The 15,601-nt window shown below is 65.9% G+C and carries 18 protein-coding genes and 1 tRNA gene; 16 read left to right on the top strand and 3 right to left on the bottom strand.

What is annotated here, in order from left to right:
- The 3 genes from ACFE7F_RS05750 to ACFE7F_RS05760 form a co-directional block, all read left to right on the top strand.
- Positions 1-582 (top strand): hypothetical protein (locus ACFE7F_RS05750; RefSeq protein ID WP_375402891.1); only part of this gene is annotated, 582 nt, incomplete at its 5' end.
- A gap of 722 nt (positions 583-1,304) precedes the next feature.
- Positions 1,305-1,598: a hypothetical protein gene (locus ACFE7F_RS05755; protein WP_375402892.1), complete on the top strand. Its 294-nt coding sequence runs from the start codon at positions 1,305-1,307 to the stop codon at positions 1,596-1,598.
- Entirely contained in the window at positions 1,591-1,812 is a 222-nt protein-coding gene (locus tag ACFE7F_RS05760) for a helix-turn-helix domain-containing protein (RefSeq protein WP_375402893.1), read from the top strand. Before ACFE7F_RS05755 ends, ACFE7F_RS05760 begins: the two co-directional genes overlap by 8 nt.
- Here the strand turns inward: ACFE7F_RS05760 and ACFE7F_RS05765 are convergent.
- Positions 1,804-2,970: a tyrosine-type recombinase/integrase gene (locus tag ACFE7F_RS05765; protein WP_375402894.1), complete on the bottom strand. Its 1,167-nt coding sequence runs from the start codon at positions 2,968-2,970 to the stop codon at positions 1,804-1,806. The two genes, ACFE7F_RS05760 and ACFE7F_RS05765, sit on opposite strands and share 9 nt — an antisense overlap.
- A 151-nt stretch (positions 2,971-3,121) precedes the next feature.
- A tRNA-Ser gene (locus tag ACFE7F_RS05770) sits at positions 3,122-3,211 on the bottom strand.
- Positions 3,212-3,333: 122 nt separating this feature from the next.
- Between ACFE7F_RS05770 and hspQ the strand changes: the two genes are divergently transcribed.
- The 13 genes from hspQ to lptG all read left to right on the top strand — a co-directional run bounded on the left by hspQ (position 3,334) and on the right by lptG (position 14,494).
- On the top strand, positions 3,334-3,714 hold the full coding sequence (gene hspQ, locus ACFE7F_RS05775) for a heat shock protein HspQ (RefSeq protein ID WP_375402895.1): 381 nt from the start codon (positions 3,334-3,336) through the stop codon (positions 3,712-3,714).
- 116 nt (positions 3,715-3,830) lie between these two features.
- On the top strand, positions 3,831-4,181 hold the full coding sequence (gene rplU / locus ACFE7F_RS05780; RefSeq protein WP_375402896.1) for a 50S ribosomal protein L21: 351 nt from the start codon (positions 3,831-3,833) through the stop codon (positions 4,179-4,181).
- 11 nt (positions 4,182-4,192) lie between these two features.
- Positions 4,193-4,462, top strand: coding sequence for a 50S ribosomal protein L27 (rpmA, locus tag ACFE7F_RS05785; protein WP_375402897.1), 270 nt, complete (start codon positions 4,193-4,195; stop codon positions 4,460-4,462).
- 176 nt (positions 4,463-4,638) lie between these two features.
- The gene (locus tag ACFE7F_RS05790) at positions 4,639-5,187 is read left to right on the top strand and encodes a GNAT family N-acetyltransferase (RefSeq protein WP_375402898.1); all 549 of its coding nucleotides are present in this window, start codon (positions 4,639-4,641) and stop codon (positions 5,185-5,187) included.
- Between the two features lie 54 nt (positions 5,188-5,241).
- Positions 5,242-5,826 carry a TetR/AcrR family transcriptional regulator gene (locus ACFE7F_RS05795; protein WP_375402899.1) on the top strand — a complete coding sequence of 195 codons (585 nt, stop codon included), beginning with the start codon at positions 5,242-5,244 and terminating at the stop codon, positions 5,824-5,826.
- A gap of 131 nt (positions 5,827-5,957) precedes the next feature.
- Positions 5,958-7,004: a GTPase ObgE gene (gene obgE, locus ACFE7F_RS05800; RefSeq protein WP_375402900.1), complete on the top strand. Its 1,047-nt coding sequence runs from the start codon at positions 5,958-5,960 to the stop codon at positions 7,002-7,004.
- A gap of 53 nt (positions 7,005-7,057) precedes the next feature.
- The gene (locus tag ACFE7F_RS05805) at positions 7,058-7,615 is read left to right on the top strand and encodes a Uma2 family endonuclease (RefSeq protein WP_375402901.1); all 558 of its coding nucleotides are present in this window, start codon (positions 7,058-7,060) and stop codon (positions 7,613-7,615) included.
- Between the two features lie 74 nt (positions 7,616-7,689).
- Positions 7,690-8,586, top strand: a complete 897-nt coding sequence (locus ACFE7F_RS05810) for an NAD-dependent epimerase/dehydratase family protein (RefSeq protein WP_375402902.1) — start codon at positions 7,690-7,692, stop codon at positions 8,584-8,586.
- Positions 8,587-8,629: 43 nt separating this feature from the next.
- Positions 8,630-8,872: an acyl carrier protein gene (locus tag ACFE7F_RS05815; RefSeq protein ID WP_375402903.1), complete on the top strand. Its 243-nt coding sequence runs from the start codon at positions 8,630-8,632 to the stop codon at positions 8,870-8,872.
- Positions 8,869-10,137, top strand: a complete 1,269-nt coding sequence (locus ACFE7F_RS05820) for an aminotransferase class I/II-fold pyridoxal phosphate-dependent enzyme (protein WP_375402904.1) — start codon at positions 8,869-8,871, stop codon at positions 10,135-10,137. Before ACFE7F_RS05815 ends, ACFE7F_RS05820 begins: the two co-directional genes overlap by 4 nt.
- Positions 10,138-10,205: 68 nt before the next feature.
- The gene (locus tag ACFE7F_RS05825) at positions 10,206-12,122 is read left to right on the top strand and encodes an ATP-binding protein (RefSeq protein WP_375402905.1); all 1,917 of its coding nucleotides are present in this window, start codon (positions 10,206-10,208) and stop codon (positions 12,120-12,122) included.
- A gap of 84 nt (positions 12,123-12,206) precedes the next feature.
- Positions 12,207-13,400, top strand: coding sequence for an LPS export ABC transporter permease LptF (gene lptF / locus ACFE7F_RS05830; protein WP_375402906.1), 1,194 nt, complete (start codon positions 12,207-12,209; stop codon positions 13,398-13,400).
- Entirely contained in the window at positions 13,397-14,494 is a 1,098-nt protein-coding gene (lptG, locus tag ACFE7F_RS05835; RefSeq protein WP_375402907.1) for an LPS export ABC transporter permease LptG, read from the top strand. Before lptF ends, lptG begins: the two co-directional genes overlap by 4 nt.
- Before the next feature lie 4 nt (positions 14,495-14,498).
- On the opposite strand, the gene ACFE7F_RS05840 is transcribed toward lptG, so the two are convergent.
- Positions 14,499-15,599: a fatty acid desaturase family protein gene (locus tag ACFE7F_RS05840; protein ID WP_375402908.1), complete on the bottom strand. Its 1,101-nt coding sequence runs from the start codon at positions 15,597-15,599 to the stop codon at positions 14,499-14,501.
- Positions 15,600-15,601 lie beyond the last annotated feature (2 nt).

Consider the following 15,601-nt stretch of genomic DNA (forward strand, 5'->3'; position numbering starts at 1 on the left):
AAAGTTGGACGCCTATCCGCCCCGAACGGGGTCAACATTGCAGGCCGACTCACAGCGTGGAACTCAGTCGAAAGCTGGATGCACGGCCTTCTGTCTTGGCAGCTCGGGCGTGGCGATAAGATGCAAGCGCTAACTGCCCACATGGGAAACGTGGCGCTTACGGACATCATCCGAACCATCGCGGCAGACTTTTCGACGGACATCATTCGCCCGCACCTTATTCATGCCGCAGAGTATTTTGATCGGTTGCGCGCATATCGCAATTATTATGCGCACAGCTCGCTTCTTATGTGGCCTGAGAACAGCGAAGCGCGCGCATACCTTCACCAAGCGACAGCGAAAGGAAGGTTCGCCCTGCACCAGACCTTCATTCGCATTGGTGACGTAGAGCGTCTGATCCAACACTGTCAGACGTTGCACGAGTACGCGAGCGCACTGGTCACGATCGATGAGCAAGGGATTGTGCATCCCCCGATGCAGCAACCATCATTGCTTCAAAAACCACTTCTGCCAGATAACTTGCAGAAGCCTCGCCTACTTCCGCGACAGCCAAAGCCCCCGCCTCAATCATCGCGGGACTGATCTCAATCTGAACGCCGGCCTGTCCCGAATCCTGTAGCACGTTTCACCTGCGTAGTTAAGTACACAATTGCCCATTGTCCGCAGGGAACATCCTGATCCTGTGCGCAAATCACCACCGCCAGATGCACTATGGTGACGTGACGGTCACAAGGCGCAGCAACCACTTCACGATAGCGATTGACGACGCAGTCATCGATGTGAAGCGATTTGGCTTGGAGGCGATCGATTGTCACCCCCGGCATCCTTCCAAAAGCCGGAAGAAGCTGGACAGCGACATACCGGGCGTAGCGTCGCTATGCTCGCAAGTTATATGATCTCGGCCAATAGCCGCTTAGCGAGCATTTAGTTTGAAGGACAGTTCGCTCCCTCCCCGAGCTCCGTTTTATGATGGCGGAACGCCACTTCCAATCCTGCCGGATCCGACGTTCTATTCACATTGCATAGAGGCGAATCAGATCGCTCAGATCGACTCATGACGGAGAGGTATATGCACACCTTACGCGGCGATGCCGCAGCTAAGTCTTTGGTTTTGTTCGTCTACCCTGACTTACGGTTAGTGCAGCTTTGTCGCACGTCGTCCGACACGCCTAAGTAGTTTTTTTGCGCGTAATTTTCTGATCTACGGACTGCGCAAAATGACTTGTCGGACCTGCATCTTTGTACTAGTTATGTTCTGCCTTTCGCAGCGCGACCACGCTCCTCCGTCAAATTGGAGATGCGTAATGTCGTTTGATATTTTGTTCAGTTTCCGCGTGACGCCAACCGAGCACGCGGGAGTCAAAGCGCTCGCCGAGCAGCGCGGGTTGAGCGTCAGCGCGCTGGTGCGCTCGATGATCGAGCGTGAACTGGAAGCGTATCCTCGCCGTGAGCAGCGGAAGCAGGAAGCGTTCGACCAAATACTCTACCTCGCGATATTGTTGGACGGTGTTTACGCCCAGCGCGAGCCCGATCTGCGGTCAAAGTTGATCCAGGTCTGGCGCGACCGCCTCGCCGAGGAGGGCCGCACGCATGGCTAGGCCCAACGCATTGACGCATGAGTGCGCGGCGGAGGTGGCCCGCATGGACCCGCTGACTGTCCGCATCCCCGTCGCGGTGAAGCTCACCGGCATCGGTCGGTCAAAGCTCTACGAGCTGATCCGAGCGGGCGAGCTGGACGTCGTGAAGGTCGGCACCGCGACGCTGGTCACCATGACGAGCCTACGGCGGCTGGCGGAGCGTGGATCAGCCTGAGGGCTGATCCACCACGCCCAAGCAGAACGCCGCCCAGTCGCGCATCAGCGCACGCCGTTTCTCCAGGAAGTCGGTGCGGCGATAAGCTGCCTCGACCTTGTTCGGGATGGCGTGCGCGAGTGCCGCTTCGGCGACCTCGCTGGGGTAGCTTGTCTCCTCCGCCACCCAGTCTCGGAACGCCGAGCGGAAGCCGTGGACGGTGTAGGGCAGCTCGAAATCCCGCATGACCTTGAGCAGCGTCATGTCGGAGATCGGCTTCTTTAGGCTTTGCCCGGGATAGACGAGATTAGTGCAGGGTACGCGCAGCGGTTCGGCGCGACGAAATGCCTCGATTGCCCCCGGCGCGAGCGGGACGTGGTGGACGCGGCCCATCTTCATACGCTCGGCAGGGACCGACCACATCCCACCTTCTAGATCGACTTCGGCCCAAGTCACCCCGCGTATTTCTCCCGAGCGGGCGGCCGTCAGGATCAACGCTTCTAGGGCGAGCCGGCCGACCGACACGCGTTCCCGCAAGCGCGCGATGAACGCGGGGACAACGGCATACGGCATGGCCGCGAAATGGCCGTCCTTGCGCGGCTGGCGCGGCAGGCCCTTGGACAACGAGCGCATCGGCGCTTCGCTTTTCCGATAGCCGTTAACGTAGCTCCAATCGAGCACCGCGCCGATGCGCTGGCGGACGCGCCGGGCCGTCTCCGGCTTGCTAAGCCAGATGGGCGCGAGGACATCGCGGATGATCGGGCCTTCGATCTTATCCACCGGTCGGTCGCCGAGCATGGGGAAGACGTAGTTCTCTAGCGTGCTGAGCCACTGCGCCTGGTGCTTGCCGTTCTTCCACGCCGCCTTGTGGTCGGCATGGACGCGGGTAGCCGCATCGCGGAACGTCGGAACGGGATCGACTACCTTCTTCTTTTCCGCGATCGGATCGACGCCACGCGCGATTTCGCGGCGCAGCTCCACCGCCTTGGCGCGGGCTTCGGCTAGGGTGAGTACCTTGAGCGAGCCAAGACCCATGTTTCGGCGTTCCCCAGCGATACGCACTCTGAGTATCCACTGCTTTGATCCGCCGGTCGCAACCCGGAGCATCAAGCCATCGCCGTCAACGTAGCGCCCCGGCTCCGTAAGCGCTTTGATCCGAGCTACCGTCAGGCTCCCCATACGTCCTCCCAACCACGAACCCCCAATTTGTCCCACCAACAACGGGGGACAGACGCGGATTGCGGCGGACAAGCGCGGATGAAATGACCACCAAAACTCCAGCTTTTTAGCCGTTTTCTGGCGATTTTGGAAGGCCCATACAGGGCAAGGTTGGCGGAGAGGGTGGGATTCGAACCCACGGTACCCGCAAGGGCACAACGGTTTTCGAGACCGTCCCGATCGACCACTCTGGCACCTCTCCGCAGAGGCTCGGGATCCGCTCGGCGAGCGGACCGGTCGGTCGCCGCGAGCACTTAACGGGTCGCCCGCTGGCAGGCAAGACCTGCGCTTGTGTCCGGGCCAGCAGTCATTAGATTGCCCTTCATGCAATTCACCGACCTGCCCGACCCGGCCGCCCGGGCCGCCATCTCCGCGCCGCCGATCGCGCATGCGAGCTTCTCGATCGGCGATGTCGTGCGTCACCGCGTGTTCGACTTTCGTGGCGTCATCTTCGATGTCGACCCCGTCTTCGCCAATTCGGACGAGTGGTACGATGCGATCCCCGCGGCGATCCGGCCGTCCAAGGATCAGCCCTTCTATCACCTGCTCGCCGAGAACGCCGAGTCGAGCTACGTCGCCTATGTCAGCCAGCAGAACCTGCTCGTGGACGACAGCGACGAGCCGGTCGACCATCCGGCGATTTCCGGGCTGTTCCGCGACTATCAGGACGGGCGCTACGCTTTGAAGCGCGAGCACCGCCACTAGGGCCTGAGCGACCGTCTCGCGGTTGACACGCGACCGGCTCGTGACTAGTCGGCGCATCTTTCCCGGCGAGCATCAGCGCGCCTGGGATGTTCGATTTTGAGAAAGACACCAGGGCCATGTTCGCGATCGTGCGCACGGGCGGCAAGCAGTACCGCGTCGCCGCCGGAGATAAGATCGTCGTCGACAAGATCGACGGCGAAGCCGGATCTTCGATCGAACTGGGCGATGTCCTGCTCGCAGGCGATGGTTCGGAGCTCCGCTCGACCGATGGCCTGACCGTCGCCGCCGAGATCATCGCGCAGGCCAAGGGCGAGAAGGTCATCGTGTTCAAGAAGCGTCGCCGGCATAACTACCGCCGTCGCAACGGTCACCGCCAGCGCCACACGATCCTGCGGATCGTGGGCATTGGCGGTCATGGCGGCGGCGAGCAGCGGTCGGCGGACACCGCCGAGCCCGCTCAGGCGTAAGGAAGCGAAGAATGGCACATAAGAAAGCAGGCGGTTCGTCGCGCAACGGTCGTGACTCCGCGGGCCGCCGGCTCGGCGTGAAGAAGTTCGGCGGGCAGGAGTGCGTCGCGGGCAATATCATCGTGCGCCAGCGCGGCACCAAGTTCTACCCGGGCGCGAATGTCGGCATGGGTAAGGACCACACCTTGTTCGCGCTCGTCGACGGTCGCGTCGCGTTCGCGGAAGGCAAGCTCGGTCGTAAATTCTGTTCGGTCCAGCTTACCGCGCAGGCGGCCGAGTAGCGGACGTCCGTTAGGGGTCGTCCACCAGGGCGACCCGGGTTTCGGCGACGGAACCGGACATCCAAGAAGGGAGTCGGGTCGCACCGGCTCCCTTTTTTACTGCTCCCTTCACCTTTGTTGTCGCGGGCGCGTCACGCCGACGTGCAAGCGACTTCGTGCACGGAGGAGAGCCGATCATGTTCGCCCTGACACCCCGCCTGACGCTGCGCCCCGGCTGGCCGGAGGATGCAGCCGAACTGGCGCGTGCGATCGGACATGAGGCGGTGGTGCGCAACCTGGCCCGCGCCCCTTGGCCGTACGGAACGACGGACGCCGAGGCGGTGCTGGCCAAGGCGCAAGCGCCGCACGAGCCCCGCTTTCTGATCTTTGATCGGACCGGTCCCGCCTCAAGGCTTGTCGGTGGGATGACGATCGATCTGACCGAGCGGGATGGCCCGGATTTGGTATATTGGATCGCGCCGCAAGCCTGGGGTTTTGGCTACGCTACCGAGGCGGGCCGCGCCGTGGTGGCGATCGCGCGCCACGCGCTTCGGCTCGGTCGACTCCAAGCGGGTCACTTCATGGATAACCCAGCGTCCGCACGGGTGCTCCACAAGCTCGGCTTTCGCTCGACGGGCCGTGTGGTCCTGCGCCATAGTCGCGGACGTGGCCATGCGGCGCCTTGCGAGTTGTTCGAGCTCGACCTCGACGACGTACGGGTCGGACCACTGCCTCTCGCTGCATAGCTGGGAGCGGACGCCGATTGCGTTCCCCGCGCAAAACGCCGAACGGCCGTGGTGATGCCCACAGCAGCCCTCCCGATACGCCGCCGCAACTCGCCCGAGGAGTCGCGCGACGCCGCGCTCGACGCGGCGCGCGCGCTGCTCGTCGAGGACGGGCCGCAGGCGGTGACGCTGAAGGCGGTGGCGGCGCGAATCGGGCGGACGCACGCGACCTTGCTGCACCATTTCGGCTCGGCCGAGGGACTGCAAACGGCGTTGATCGCGCGCATGGCGACATCGATTACCGCCACCATCCGCGACGCCGTGCTCCGCAGCCGCGCGGAGGACCGTGGTCCGCGCGAGGTGGTCGACCTGACGTTCGACGCGTTCGGGCGCGGCGGCGCAGGCGCGCTGGCGAGCTGGATGATCCTGTCGGGGAACGAGGACGCACTCGATCCCATCCTGACCGCGGTCCATGACCTGGTCGATGAGCTCGCTGCCGATGAGCATGCGCAGGCCGACCGGCCGATCCATGAGGATACGCTACAGCTCGTGCTGCTCGCGCTCGGCGACGCGCTGCTTGGCGCACCAATGGCGCGCGCGCTCGGGCTCCGTCGCGACGCGGCGCGCGACATCGCCGTCGGGGCACTTGGGGCCGGGTAAGTAGGTTATTACCAACGTATACTAAGTGCGTCGCGGAAAAGCTGCGTCGTCGGTCCTCGCTTTAGGCGAGGCCGGCCGGGCAAGCGCCCAAGCCTCGCTTTAGCCGCACCAAAGCGGTAGGCGCGCTCGCCATGCACTTCTTAGATCAAGCCAAAATCTACGTAAGCTCCGGCGGCGGCGGCCCCGGCGCCGTCAGCTTCCGCCGTGAGAAGTACATCGAATATGGCGGCCCTGACGGCGGCAACGGCGGCAAAGGCGGCGACATCGTGTTCGAAGCGGTAGCGGGCCTGAACACGCTGATCGACTTCCGCTACACCCAGCATTTCCGCGCGCCCCGGGGCTCCGGAGGATCGGGGTCGAACCGCACGGGCGGAGGCGGCGACGACCTCGTGATCCGCGTACCGCTGGGCACGCAGGTGCTGAACGAGGACAAGGACGAGGTACTGCTCGACTTCACCGAGGTCGGCCAGCGCGAGGTGCTGCTGCGCGGCGGCGATGGCGGGCGCGGCAACGCCAGCTACAAGACGTCGACCAACCGCGCGCCGCGCCAGCACGGATCGGGCTGGCCGAGCGAGGAGGCTTGGCTGTGGCTCCGGCTCAAGCTGCTCGCCGACGCGGGCTTGGTCGGGCTGCCCAATGCGGGCAAATCAACCTTCATCAACGCGGTCACGAACGCGCAGGCCAAGGTCGGCGCCTACGCCTTCACCACCACCCGCCCGCAGCTCGGCGTGGTCCGCCACAAGGCGCAGGAGTTCGTCGTGGCCGACATCCCCGGCCTGATCGAGGGTGCGGCCGAGGGCGCGGGCATAGGCGACCGCTTTCTCGGCCATATCGAACGCTGCCGCGTACTGCTTCACCTTGTCGATGCGCAGGACGCCGACGTCGCAACGAGCTACCGTATCGTTCGCGACGAGCTGGCCGCCTACGGCGCGGGGCTGGCCGACAAGCCGCAGGTGCTGGCGCTGAACAAGATCGACACGCTCGACGACGAGCTGATCGAGGCGCTCGTCCGCGAACTGCAGGATGCGAGCGGGGCGGAGGTGATCCCCATTTCGGCCGCGGCGGGCACCGGCCTTGATTGGGCGCTCGACCGTCTGCTGGAGGCAATTGGGCCGATGGCGGTGATGGTCGGCGCCGACGATGCGGACGCGGACGCGATCGAGTGGTCTCCGGTGTGAGCGAGGCGGCGAGCTGGCTTTGAGCCACATGTCCGATCTGTTATGGTCAAGCTATGGCGACGCAACCCGACTATCCTCTGCTGACGGCGGCCGAGTTCCTCCAAATCGACTTTGGCGATCGCAGGGCAGAGCTGGATAACGGCGTCATACGCATGATGGCGGGCGGTACGGCGAGGCATGCTGACGTTCAGCTGAACGTCGCCGCCGCGCTTCGATCTAAGCTTCGCGGCACGGACTGCCGCTCATATATTTCCGACATGGCGACGCGTACCCGGGATTATTCGATCCGATATCCGGACGTGACCATCTATTGCGGCCGCAACGGCCCGGCGAACGACGATCTGAAAGCGTTCGACGATCCACGCGTGATTTTTGAGGTGCTGTCCGCCGGCACCGCGCGCACCGACCTGCGCGTCAAGCTGGAAGAGTACAAGGAGCTGGCGAGCGTCGACACGATCGTGTTCGTCGATATCGCGACCGAGCGGCTGCGGGTCGTCCAGCGCACCGGCCCGAATGGCTGGAGCGAACTCATTCACCAGGAACCGGCGGTCCTCGCCCTGCCTTCGCTCGGCGTCGAGCTGACGCACGAGGAGATCTTCACCCGCGACTGAAGGTCGGGCGGGCGTGATTGGCGGGCCGGCTCGCACGCGCTAGAGCCGCTCGTCATGAACGCGGGCGCACATCGGTGCTGATCGCCCTGACGGGCGCTACCGGCTTCGTCGGGCGGCGAACGCTCGACCTGCTGGTCAAACGCGGCCACTCGGTGCGCGCGCTGACGCGTCGGGCGCAACCCGCTCGGACCGGCGTGACGTGGATCGACGGGGCGCTGGACCAAGCCGATCGGCTGGATCCACTCGTCGCCGGAGCGCAGGCTATCCTCCATGTCGCGGGTATCGTGAACGCGCCCGATCGGGCGGGCTTCGCGTTCGGCAACGTCGACGGTACGCGGGCGATCGTAGACGCGGCGACCCGGGCGGGAGTCGCCCGCTTCGTCCACGTCTCGTCGCTGGCGGCGCGCGAGCCGGGGCTCTCCGACTATGGCTGGTCCAAGGCGGAGGCCGAACGGGTGGTCGAAGCTTCATCGCTCGCTTGGACGATCGTGCGTCCGCCCGCCGTCTACGGGCCCGGCGACCTGGACATGCGCGATGTGTTCCGCATCGCCAAGCTCGGGCTCGCGTTGCTGCCGCCGCCGGGGCGGATGTCGGCGATCGCGGTCGACGACCTCGCGCGGCTGCTGGTGACGCTCGCCGAGCGCGGCGGCCCGCGTGCTTCGTACGAAGCGGACGACGGCCGAACCTACACGCATGTCGAGTTCGCGCAGGCGATCGGCCGCGCGGTCGGGCGGCGCGTGCTGCCCCTGCCCTTGCCCGCCGCGCTGCTCCGGGTCGGCGCGCGGATCGATCGTCGGCTGCGGGGAGACGGGGCCAAGCTCACGCCCGACCGCGCCGCCTATCTGGCACACCCGGACTGGACCGCCGACCCGGCCAAGCGCCCACCGCCGGAGCTGTGGATGCCGCGGATCGTCCTCGACCGCGGACTGGCCGACACCGCGCGTTGGTACCGGGACAGTGGGCTGATATAGTCGGTCCCACTCCCGCCGCATTCCCCGACCATGGGCCGATAGCATGATCGACCGTCAGCAGGTTCTAACTACCGTCACCGCGCAGATCGAGCCCTTCAACAAAAAGGGCGTCGCGATCGCGGAGGCGACGACCTTCCAAGGCGATCTTGAGTGGGACAGCCTGACGGTCATGGACTTCGTGGCCGCGGTCGAGGACGAGTTCGATATCGTCATCACCATGAACATGCAGGCGGAGATCGAAACGGTCGGCCAGCTGGTGGACGCGGTCGGGAAGCTCCGGATATGAGCGAGACGGGGTTCCAGGCGGAGACGCTCGATCTTGATCCGCCCGCGGTCGCGCCTGAACGCGACCTGTTCTCCAAGTTCGATCCGCTGATCGCCGAGCGCGAGGCGCTGCTGACGTCGGGCGTCCGCGATCCGTTCGCGATCGTCATGGACGAGGTCCGCTCCCCTACCGAGGCGGTGATCGGCGGCCGCGAGACGATCCTGCTCGGCACCTATAATTACATGGGCATGACGTTCGACGCCGACGTGCTCGCGGCGGGGAAACGGGCGCTGGACGAATACGGATCGGGCACCAACGGCAGCCGCATGCTGAACGGCACCTTCCGCGACCATGTGGACGCGGAGGACGCGCTCAAGGAGTTTTACGGCGCACGCCACGCGATGGTGTTCTCCACGGGCTATCAGGCCAATCTCGGGGTCATCTCGACGATCGCCGGCAAGGGCGAATACATCATCCTCGACGCCGACAGCCACGCGTCGATCTATGACGGCTGCGCGCTCGGCAACGCGGAGGTCGTGCGGTTCCGACATAACTCGGTCGACGATCTCGACAAGCGCCTCGGCCGCCTACCGAAGGAACCGGGCAAGCTCGTCGTGCTCGAGGGTGTTTACTCGATGCTCGGCGACATCGCGCCGCTCGCCGAGATGGTGGCGGTCGCGCGCAGGCACGGGGCGATGGTGCTCGTCGACGAGGCACATTCCATGGGGTTCTTCGGTCAGAGCGGCCGCGGCGTGTATGAGGACCAGGGGCTTGCGCTGGGCCGCGACGTTGACTTCGTGATCGGCACTTTCTCCAAATCCGTCGGCACCGTCGGCGGCTTCTGTGTTTCGGATCATCCCAAGTTCGAGGTGATGCGATTCGCCTGCCGCCCTTACATCTTCACGGCCTCCCTACCGCCCTCGGTCGTCGCGACCGCGGCGACCTCGATCCGCAAGCTGATGACGGCGCACGACAAGCGCCGACGGTTGTGGGTGAACACGCGCCGGATGCATGACGGGCTTACTGCGCTCGGCTTCGATCTCGGCACGTCGAGCCCCGAGTCGGCCATCATCGCGGTGATCCTGGAGGATCAGGTCCAGGCGATCGCGATGTGGCAGGCGCTCCTCGAGAACGGCGTCTACGTCAACATGGCGCGTCCGCCCGCGACGCCGGCTGGCACGTTTCTGCTCCGCTGCTCTCTTAGTGCGGAGCACCGGGTGGAGCAGCTGACGAAGGTCCTCGCGCTGTTCGAGCGGACCGGGCGCGAGCTGGGCGTGATCGCCTGACCTTCATGCGCTTTTAACCGTTCGCGCGTTGTAGTAGGCGGGTGTCGATGGAGGGCGAGGCGGGGGAGATGGGGCCTCTGAGGGGCGGTCCGCCGTGGCGGACGATCACGCTGATCGTGATGGCGATCCTCGGCGCGGTCACGCTCGCCGCCTTGATCGTGACGGTGGGCGGCGCGAACCGCGAGCGCGACCGCGCGCTGGTGGCGCAGGGCCGAAGCTACGACGTCATGATCGTGGCGCGCACGCTGGCTGGCACGATCGCCCGGTCGGAGGCATCGCTCGGGCGTTACATGACTTCGGGCGATCGGTCGCTGGGGCAGCTTTATTTCGATCAGTGGCGGTCGGCGGCGACGCAGATCACCTATCTGGGTCGGCTCACCACAAACAATCCCGCCCAGCAGCGCCACATCGTCGCCTTGCGCCGCGCTTACGACGAACGCGGCGAAGAGCTGTCGCTGATCGCCCTCTCGACGCGATACGCAAAGAACGCCCAGGCACTGGCACTTTACTATAAATCGCGTGACGCCACGTCGCTCACGCTCATCGACCGGTCGCTCGCTCGCATCATCCGCAGCGAGCGAGCGATCCTCGACCGACGGAGTTCGGCGGCTTTGCGGCTTGTAGAGCGATCCACCACCGCAGCGGTCGGATTGGCGGTATTCGGCGGGATGCTGGTGCTCGGCGCCATCCTGCTTGGCTGGTACACCGTGCGCACGCTTGGCGACAGCATAACGGCGCGCGGGGAGGCGGACGCGGCGGAGGCGCGCGCGGACGAGCTCGCCGCCGCCGTCCGCGTCGCTACCGACGAGCTTCGCGTGCAGGAAGCCAAACTCCGTCAGGTCCAGAAGATGGACGCGGTCGGCCAGCTGACCGGCGGCATCGCGCACGATTTCAACAATATGCTCGCCGTCGTGCTCGGCGGTCTCGAGCTTGCGCGCCGCAATCTGGGCAAGGAGTCCGCCGCGCGCCATCTCGACAGCGCGACGGAAGGGGCGGTTCGTGCCGCCGCGCTGACGCGCCAGCTGCTCGCCTTCTCGCGCGAGGAGGCGCTCAAGCCGGAAGCCGTCGAGCCCAGGGCGCTCGTCGCGGGTATGTCCGACCTGCTCGACCGGACGCTGGGCGACGCGGTCACGATCCGCGTGCTCGACGAAGCGGGGGGGTGGCGCGTCCACGCCGACCGCGTGCAGCTGGAGAACGCGCTTCTGAATCTGGCGGTCAACGCGCGCGACGCGATGAACGGCCGCGGGGACCTGACGATCGTCACGGGCGCGGTCACGCTGGCTCCGGCCCAGATCGGCCAGTGCGCGGGCGGCGAGTATGTGACGTTCGCCGTGTCCGACAGCGGCTGCGGCATGGCTCCGGAGGTTGCCGAGCGCGTATTCGAGCCGTTCTTCACCACCAAGCCAGTCGGCAAGGGAACCGGCCTCGGCCTGAGCCAGATCTTCGGCTTCGTACGGCAACAGGACGGCGAGGTCGGTATCGACAGCACGCCGGGTCGAGGAACCACCGTGACGCTCTACCTCCCGCGCCACCGCGGCGAGCAGGTCGCCGCTGGGGCGGTCGAGCAGACGTCCGAAGCCGCCACAGCCCCCGCGCCGCTGAAGGTGCTGGTCGTCGAGGACGACCCGCGCGTGCTCGCCGCCACGATGGGCGCGCTGGAGGAGCTCGGCCATGTCGGCATCGCCTGCGACGACCCGTTCCACGCGCCGTCCATCGTCCAGGGCGACCCCGGCATCGATCTCGTCATCTCGGACGTGTTGATGCCGCGCCAGACCGGGCCGGAGATGGTGGCCGGACTGACCGCGCGGTATCCGGGGCTGGCTGTGCTGTACGTCACGGGATACGCCGGCGACGCGGGCGGAGCGAACGAGTTCGGGGGACATCACGTGCTCCGCAAGCCGTTCACCCTGCTGGCGATCGAGCGAGCGATCACCGCCGCCATGGCCGACCGCCTGACGCATCCGGAGCAGATCGCGGCGGAGTAGCGCGCTCAGGCGACGGGATATTAGGCGTGGCGCCCCCACCGCCCCTCTCCTATACCGCCGCCGTTCCATCACAGCCGAGCCTGCATGAAATCGATCGATCGCTACATGGTCCGGCTGATCGCGGTGCCGCTCTTCTCCACGCTCGTGATCGCGGCGATGCTGCTGGTCCTCGATCGGATGCTGCGCTTGTTCGACTTCGTCGCGACGCAAGGCGGGCCGGTCAGCGTGGTGTGGCGCATGCTCGCCAACCTACTGCCCGAATATCTGGGGCTCGGCATCCCGATCGGGTTGCTGCTGGGCGTGCTTCTGGCCTTTCGCCGGATCGCCACCACGTCCGAGCTCGACGTGCTGCGCGGCGTCGGCATGAGCTACGGCCGGCTGTTACGCGTGCCTTATATGTATGCGGTCGTGCTGGCGGCGGTGAACCTCGCCATCGTCGGATACGTCCAGCCGATCGCCCGCTATTATTACGAGGGACTGCGCTTCGAGTTGCGTACCGGGGCGCTCGGCGCGTCGATCAAGGTCGGCGAGTTCACGCATTTCGGCGACCGCATGACGCTGCGCATCGAGCAGAGCCGCGACAAGGGCCGCGAACTCAGCGGCATCTTCGTCCATTACGACAATCCGCGCGGCATGAGCTACTCGGTCACCGCGCGCGAAGGGCAGTTCCTGGCGACCGACGACCCCAACACGATCATCTTCCGCCTCACCGACGGCACCCTCGTCCAGAGCAACGCCAAGTTCCGCACGCCGCGCGTCCTGACCTTCAGCGCGCACGACCTGCCGATCCCGCTTCCCCGCTCAGAACGGTTTCGCCTGCGCGGCGGCCGCAATCTTGAATTCACGCTGCCCGAACTGGCCCGGCTCGGCCAGACCGCCGGCTCGGAGAAGCAGCGCGCCTCGTCGCGGTCCGAGTTCCATTTCCGCATCGTCGAGGTCGCGACGATGTTCCTTCTGCCGATGCTCGCGGTGGCGCTCGGGGTACCGCCCAAACGATCGACCTCGTCGCTGGGCGTGTTCTTGGCCGTCGTCCTGATCGTCACCTATCACAAGGTGAACGAGTATGCCGCGTCCTTCGGCGAGCTCGGCCGCGTCGATCCGCTCGTGGCACTCTGGGTGCCGTTCACGCTGTTCGCCACGCTCGTGATCTGGATGTTCCACACCGTCGCCTATGTGCCCGGCGGCCAGCCGCTGGGTGCACTCGAACGGGCGCTTGCCAAGACCGGCGCGGCCATCGCCCGCCGACTGCCCGGTCGCCGGAAGGTCGCGACGACATGAGCCTGCTCCGGATATTCCCATCGGCCGTCGTCGCCCGGTACATGGCACGGCTGTTTCTTGTCCGCACCCTTGGCATCACCTTTACGCTCGTACTGATCCTGCAGGCGCTCGATCTGTTGAGCGAAACGGGTAACATCCTGGGCGTGCCCGGCAACGGTCAGACGGAGGTGCTGCGCTACGTCTCGCTCCGCGCGCCGCAGATCGCCGCCTTCGCGCTGCCCTTCTCCGTGCTGCTCGGCACCATCCTGACGCTGATTACGATGAACCAGAACAGCGAGATCGTTGCGCTGAAGGCGTCGGGGCTGTCCGCGCACCAGGTACTTGCCCCGCTGCTGATCGCGAGCTTGGGCGTCGCGGTGTTCTCGTTCGCCTTCAACGAGCGCGTGGTTTCGCGCGCGACCGCGACGCTGGAGGCGTGGAAGCGCGTCGAATACCGCGCGCTGCCGATCGACCGCGGCGATCGCACCAACGTCTGGGTGCGCGAAGGCGACGATCTGATCGAAGTGACGCGTATCACCGGGCGCGGCGAGGCGGCGAGGCTGGCAGGCGTCGTCATCTATGACCGCGAGGGCGGCTCGCTCCGTTCGACGATCAGCGGACCGGACGGCGTACGCGCCGGCGACGGCTGGCGGATCGGTCCGGCCGAACGGTTCGACGTCGCGACCGGCGCGGTCACCAAGCTGGGATACGTCGTCGTCGCGCGTGGGGTGCGGCCGGATCAGTTCACGCTCGCCACGGTCAATGCCGATGGTCTACCCTTCGGCCAGCTCCGGTCCGCGATCCGCGATCTCAGCGACGCCGGCCGTCCGACACAGGCGCTGGAGAGCGCGTTATGGCACAAATTGTCGGGACCGCTTTCATCGGTGCTGATGCCGCTGCTCGGCGCAGTCGCGGCGTTCGGGATCGCGCGGTCGGGTAAGCTGTTCATCCGCGCCGTCATCGGCATGGCGCTGGGCTTCGGCTATTTCGTAGCCGACAGCTTCGCGCTCGCAATGGGCAATCTGGGCGCGTACCCGCCATTCCTCGCCGCCTGGGCGCCGTTCCTGCTGTTCTTCCTGATCGGCGAGGCCGTGCTGATCCGCACGGAGGAATAACGACTTAGCGTGACGCGAGGGTGCTCCGCACCAATCGCCCGAGCAGGCCTGGCAGCCCGTCGTAGCTCGCCTTGTGATAGGGCGAGTGCGTGTCGACCACCGCCGAGATGCGCCGATGTGCCTCGCCCAAATTGTGGTACGGCAATCCTGGCAGCAAATGGTGGAGCGCGTGGTAGCGCAAGCCCACCGGCGCCCAGAGCGCGGGAAGCAGCGTCGGCGGTGGGACATTCACCGAGTCGAGATACTGCGCCGTGACCGACATCGCCTCGCCCTCATTCTCCCATAGATGCGCGACCAACGTGCGGACCTGGTTAATCACCGTCACCGCCGACACAACGCCCAAGAAGATCAGGAACGCGCGCAGCGGCACCGTATCCGTCGCGACCGCGGTCAGCATCGTGATCGCCCACGCGCTCGTCGCCAGCTCCACCCGGGTCCACTCCGCCTTGGCATCGCCCTCGGGCGCGCGGCGGCGGAATTGCGGATTGATCGCCAATGCCGACAGGCGCTCGACGACGAAGCGGCGAAGGCCGGGCACCGCGAATGACACCGGCGTCAGCACGGCGTAGCGGATCAGCAGCCCGATTGGCGCCAGCGCGGCGACGAGCACGAACACCGGCACCGTCCACGGCTTCATCAACGCGAGCGGCAAATATTCGGGGTCCTCGACTGTGCCATAACGCGTCTTGGCATGATGCAGATTGTGGACGCCCTCATACATGAAGGACGGTACCATCAACGGAATGCCGACCAGCGCGTTCCATCCGCCTCGGAAACCGGGCAGCGCGGCCAGCTTCACATGGCTGATTTCGTGGATGAAGCTGCCCGCGCGGTACAGCGCCAGCACCGCGATCATGCCCGCCACGAGCGCCCAGCCGACCGGCCGGATCAGCATCGCGGCCGCAAGTGCGCCGTAACCGACCATCACGGACGCGACGAGGTCGCCCCAATAGATTGCCGGGCGGGGCTTGTTCAGATCTCGCGTCAGCTCGGCCGCGGCTTTCAGCATCGCCTTGTCGTCGGCGACGCGTTCGGCGCGCGCGCGCGGCGCGGCCGCGACGAATGACGACACGGCGTCGGGCCGAAGCGATAGGAGGCTGCTCATGA

The sequence above is a fragment of the uncultured Sphingomonas sp. genome, assembly GCF_964235535.1.
Taxonomy (GTDB): domain Bacteria; phylum Pseudomonadota; class Alphaproteobacteria; order Sphingomonadales; family Sphingomonadaceae; genus Sphingomonas.

Excerpts from the sequence above, each read along its gene's own strand:
- ACFE7F_RS05760 (WP_375402893.1), top strand. The coding sequence starts at position 1,591 with ATGGCTAGGCCCAACGCATTGACGCATGAGTGCGCGGCGGAGGTGGCC.
- ACFE7F_RS05825 (WP_375402905.1), top strand. The coding sequence starts at position 10,206 with ATGGGGCCTCTGAGGGGCGGTCCGCCGTGGCGGACGATCACGCTGATC.
- ACFE7F_RS05765 (WP_375402894.1), bottom strand. The coding sequence starts at position 2,970 with ATGGGGAGCCTGACGGTAGCTCGGATCAAAGCGCTTACGGAGCCGGGG.
- lptF (WP_375402906.1), top strand. The coding sequence starts at position 12,207 with ATGAAATCGATCGATCGCTACATGGTCCGGCTGATCGCGGTGCCGCTC.
- ACFE7F_RS05840 (WP_375402908.1), bottom strand. The coding sequence starts at position 15,599 with ATGAGCAGCCTCCTATCGCTTCGGCCCGACGCCGTGTCGTCATTCGTC.
- ACFE7F_RS05815 (WP_375402903.1), top strand. The coding sequence starts at position 8,630 with ATGATCGACCGTCAGCAGGTTCTAACTACCGTCACCGCGCAGATCGAG.
- rplU (WP_375402896.1), top strand. The coding sequence starts at position 3,831 with ATGTTCGCGATCGTGCGCACGGGCGGCAAGCAGTACCGCGTCGCCGCC.
- ACFE7F_RS05755 (WP_375402892.1), top strand. The coding sequence starts at position 1,305 with ATGTCGTTTGATATTTTGTTCAGTTTCCGCGTGACGCCAACCGAGCAC.
- ACFE7F_RS05790 (WP_375402898.1), top strand. The coding sequence starts at position 4,639 with ATGTTCGCCCTGACACCCCGCCTGACGCTGCGCCCCGGCTGGCCGGAG.
- ACFE7F_RS05820 (WP_375402904.1), top strand. The coding sequence starts at position 8,869 with ATGAGCGAGACGGGGTTCCAGGCGGAGACGCTCGATCTTGATCCGCCC.
- ACFE7F_RS05805 (WP_375402901.1), top strand. The coding sequence starts at position 7,058 with ATGGCGACGCAACCCGACTATCCTCTGCTGACGGCGGCCGAGTTCCTC.
- lptG (WP_375402907.1), top strand. The coding sequence starts at position 13,397 with ATGAGCCTGCTCCGGATATTCCCATCGGCCGTCGTCGCCCGGTACATG.
- obgE (WP_375402900.1), top strand. The coding sequence starts at position 5,958 with ATGCACTTCTTAGATCAAGCCAAAATCTACGTAAGCTCCGGCGGCGGC.
- ACFE7F_RS05795 (WP_375402899.1), top strand. The coding sequence starts at position 5,242 with ATGCCCACAGCAGCCCTCCCGATACGCCGCCGCAACTCGCCCGAGGAG.
- hspQ (WP_375402895.1), top strand. The coding sequence starts at position 3,334 with ATGCAATTCACCGACCTGCCCGACCCGGCCGCCCGGGCCGCCATCTCC.
- rpmA (WP_375402897.1), top strand. The coding sequence starts at position 4,193 with ATGGCACATAAGAAAGCAGGCGGTTCGTCGCGCAACGGTCGTGACTCC.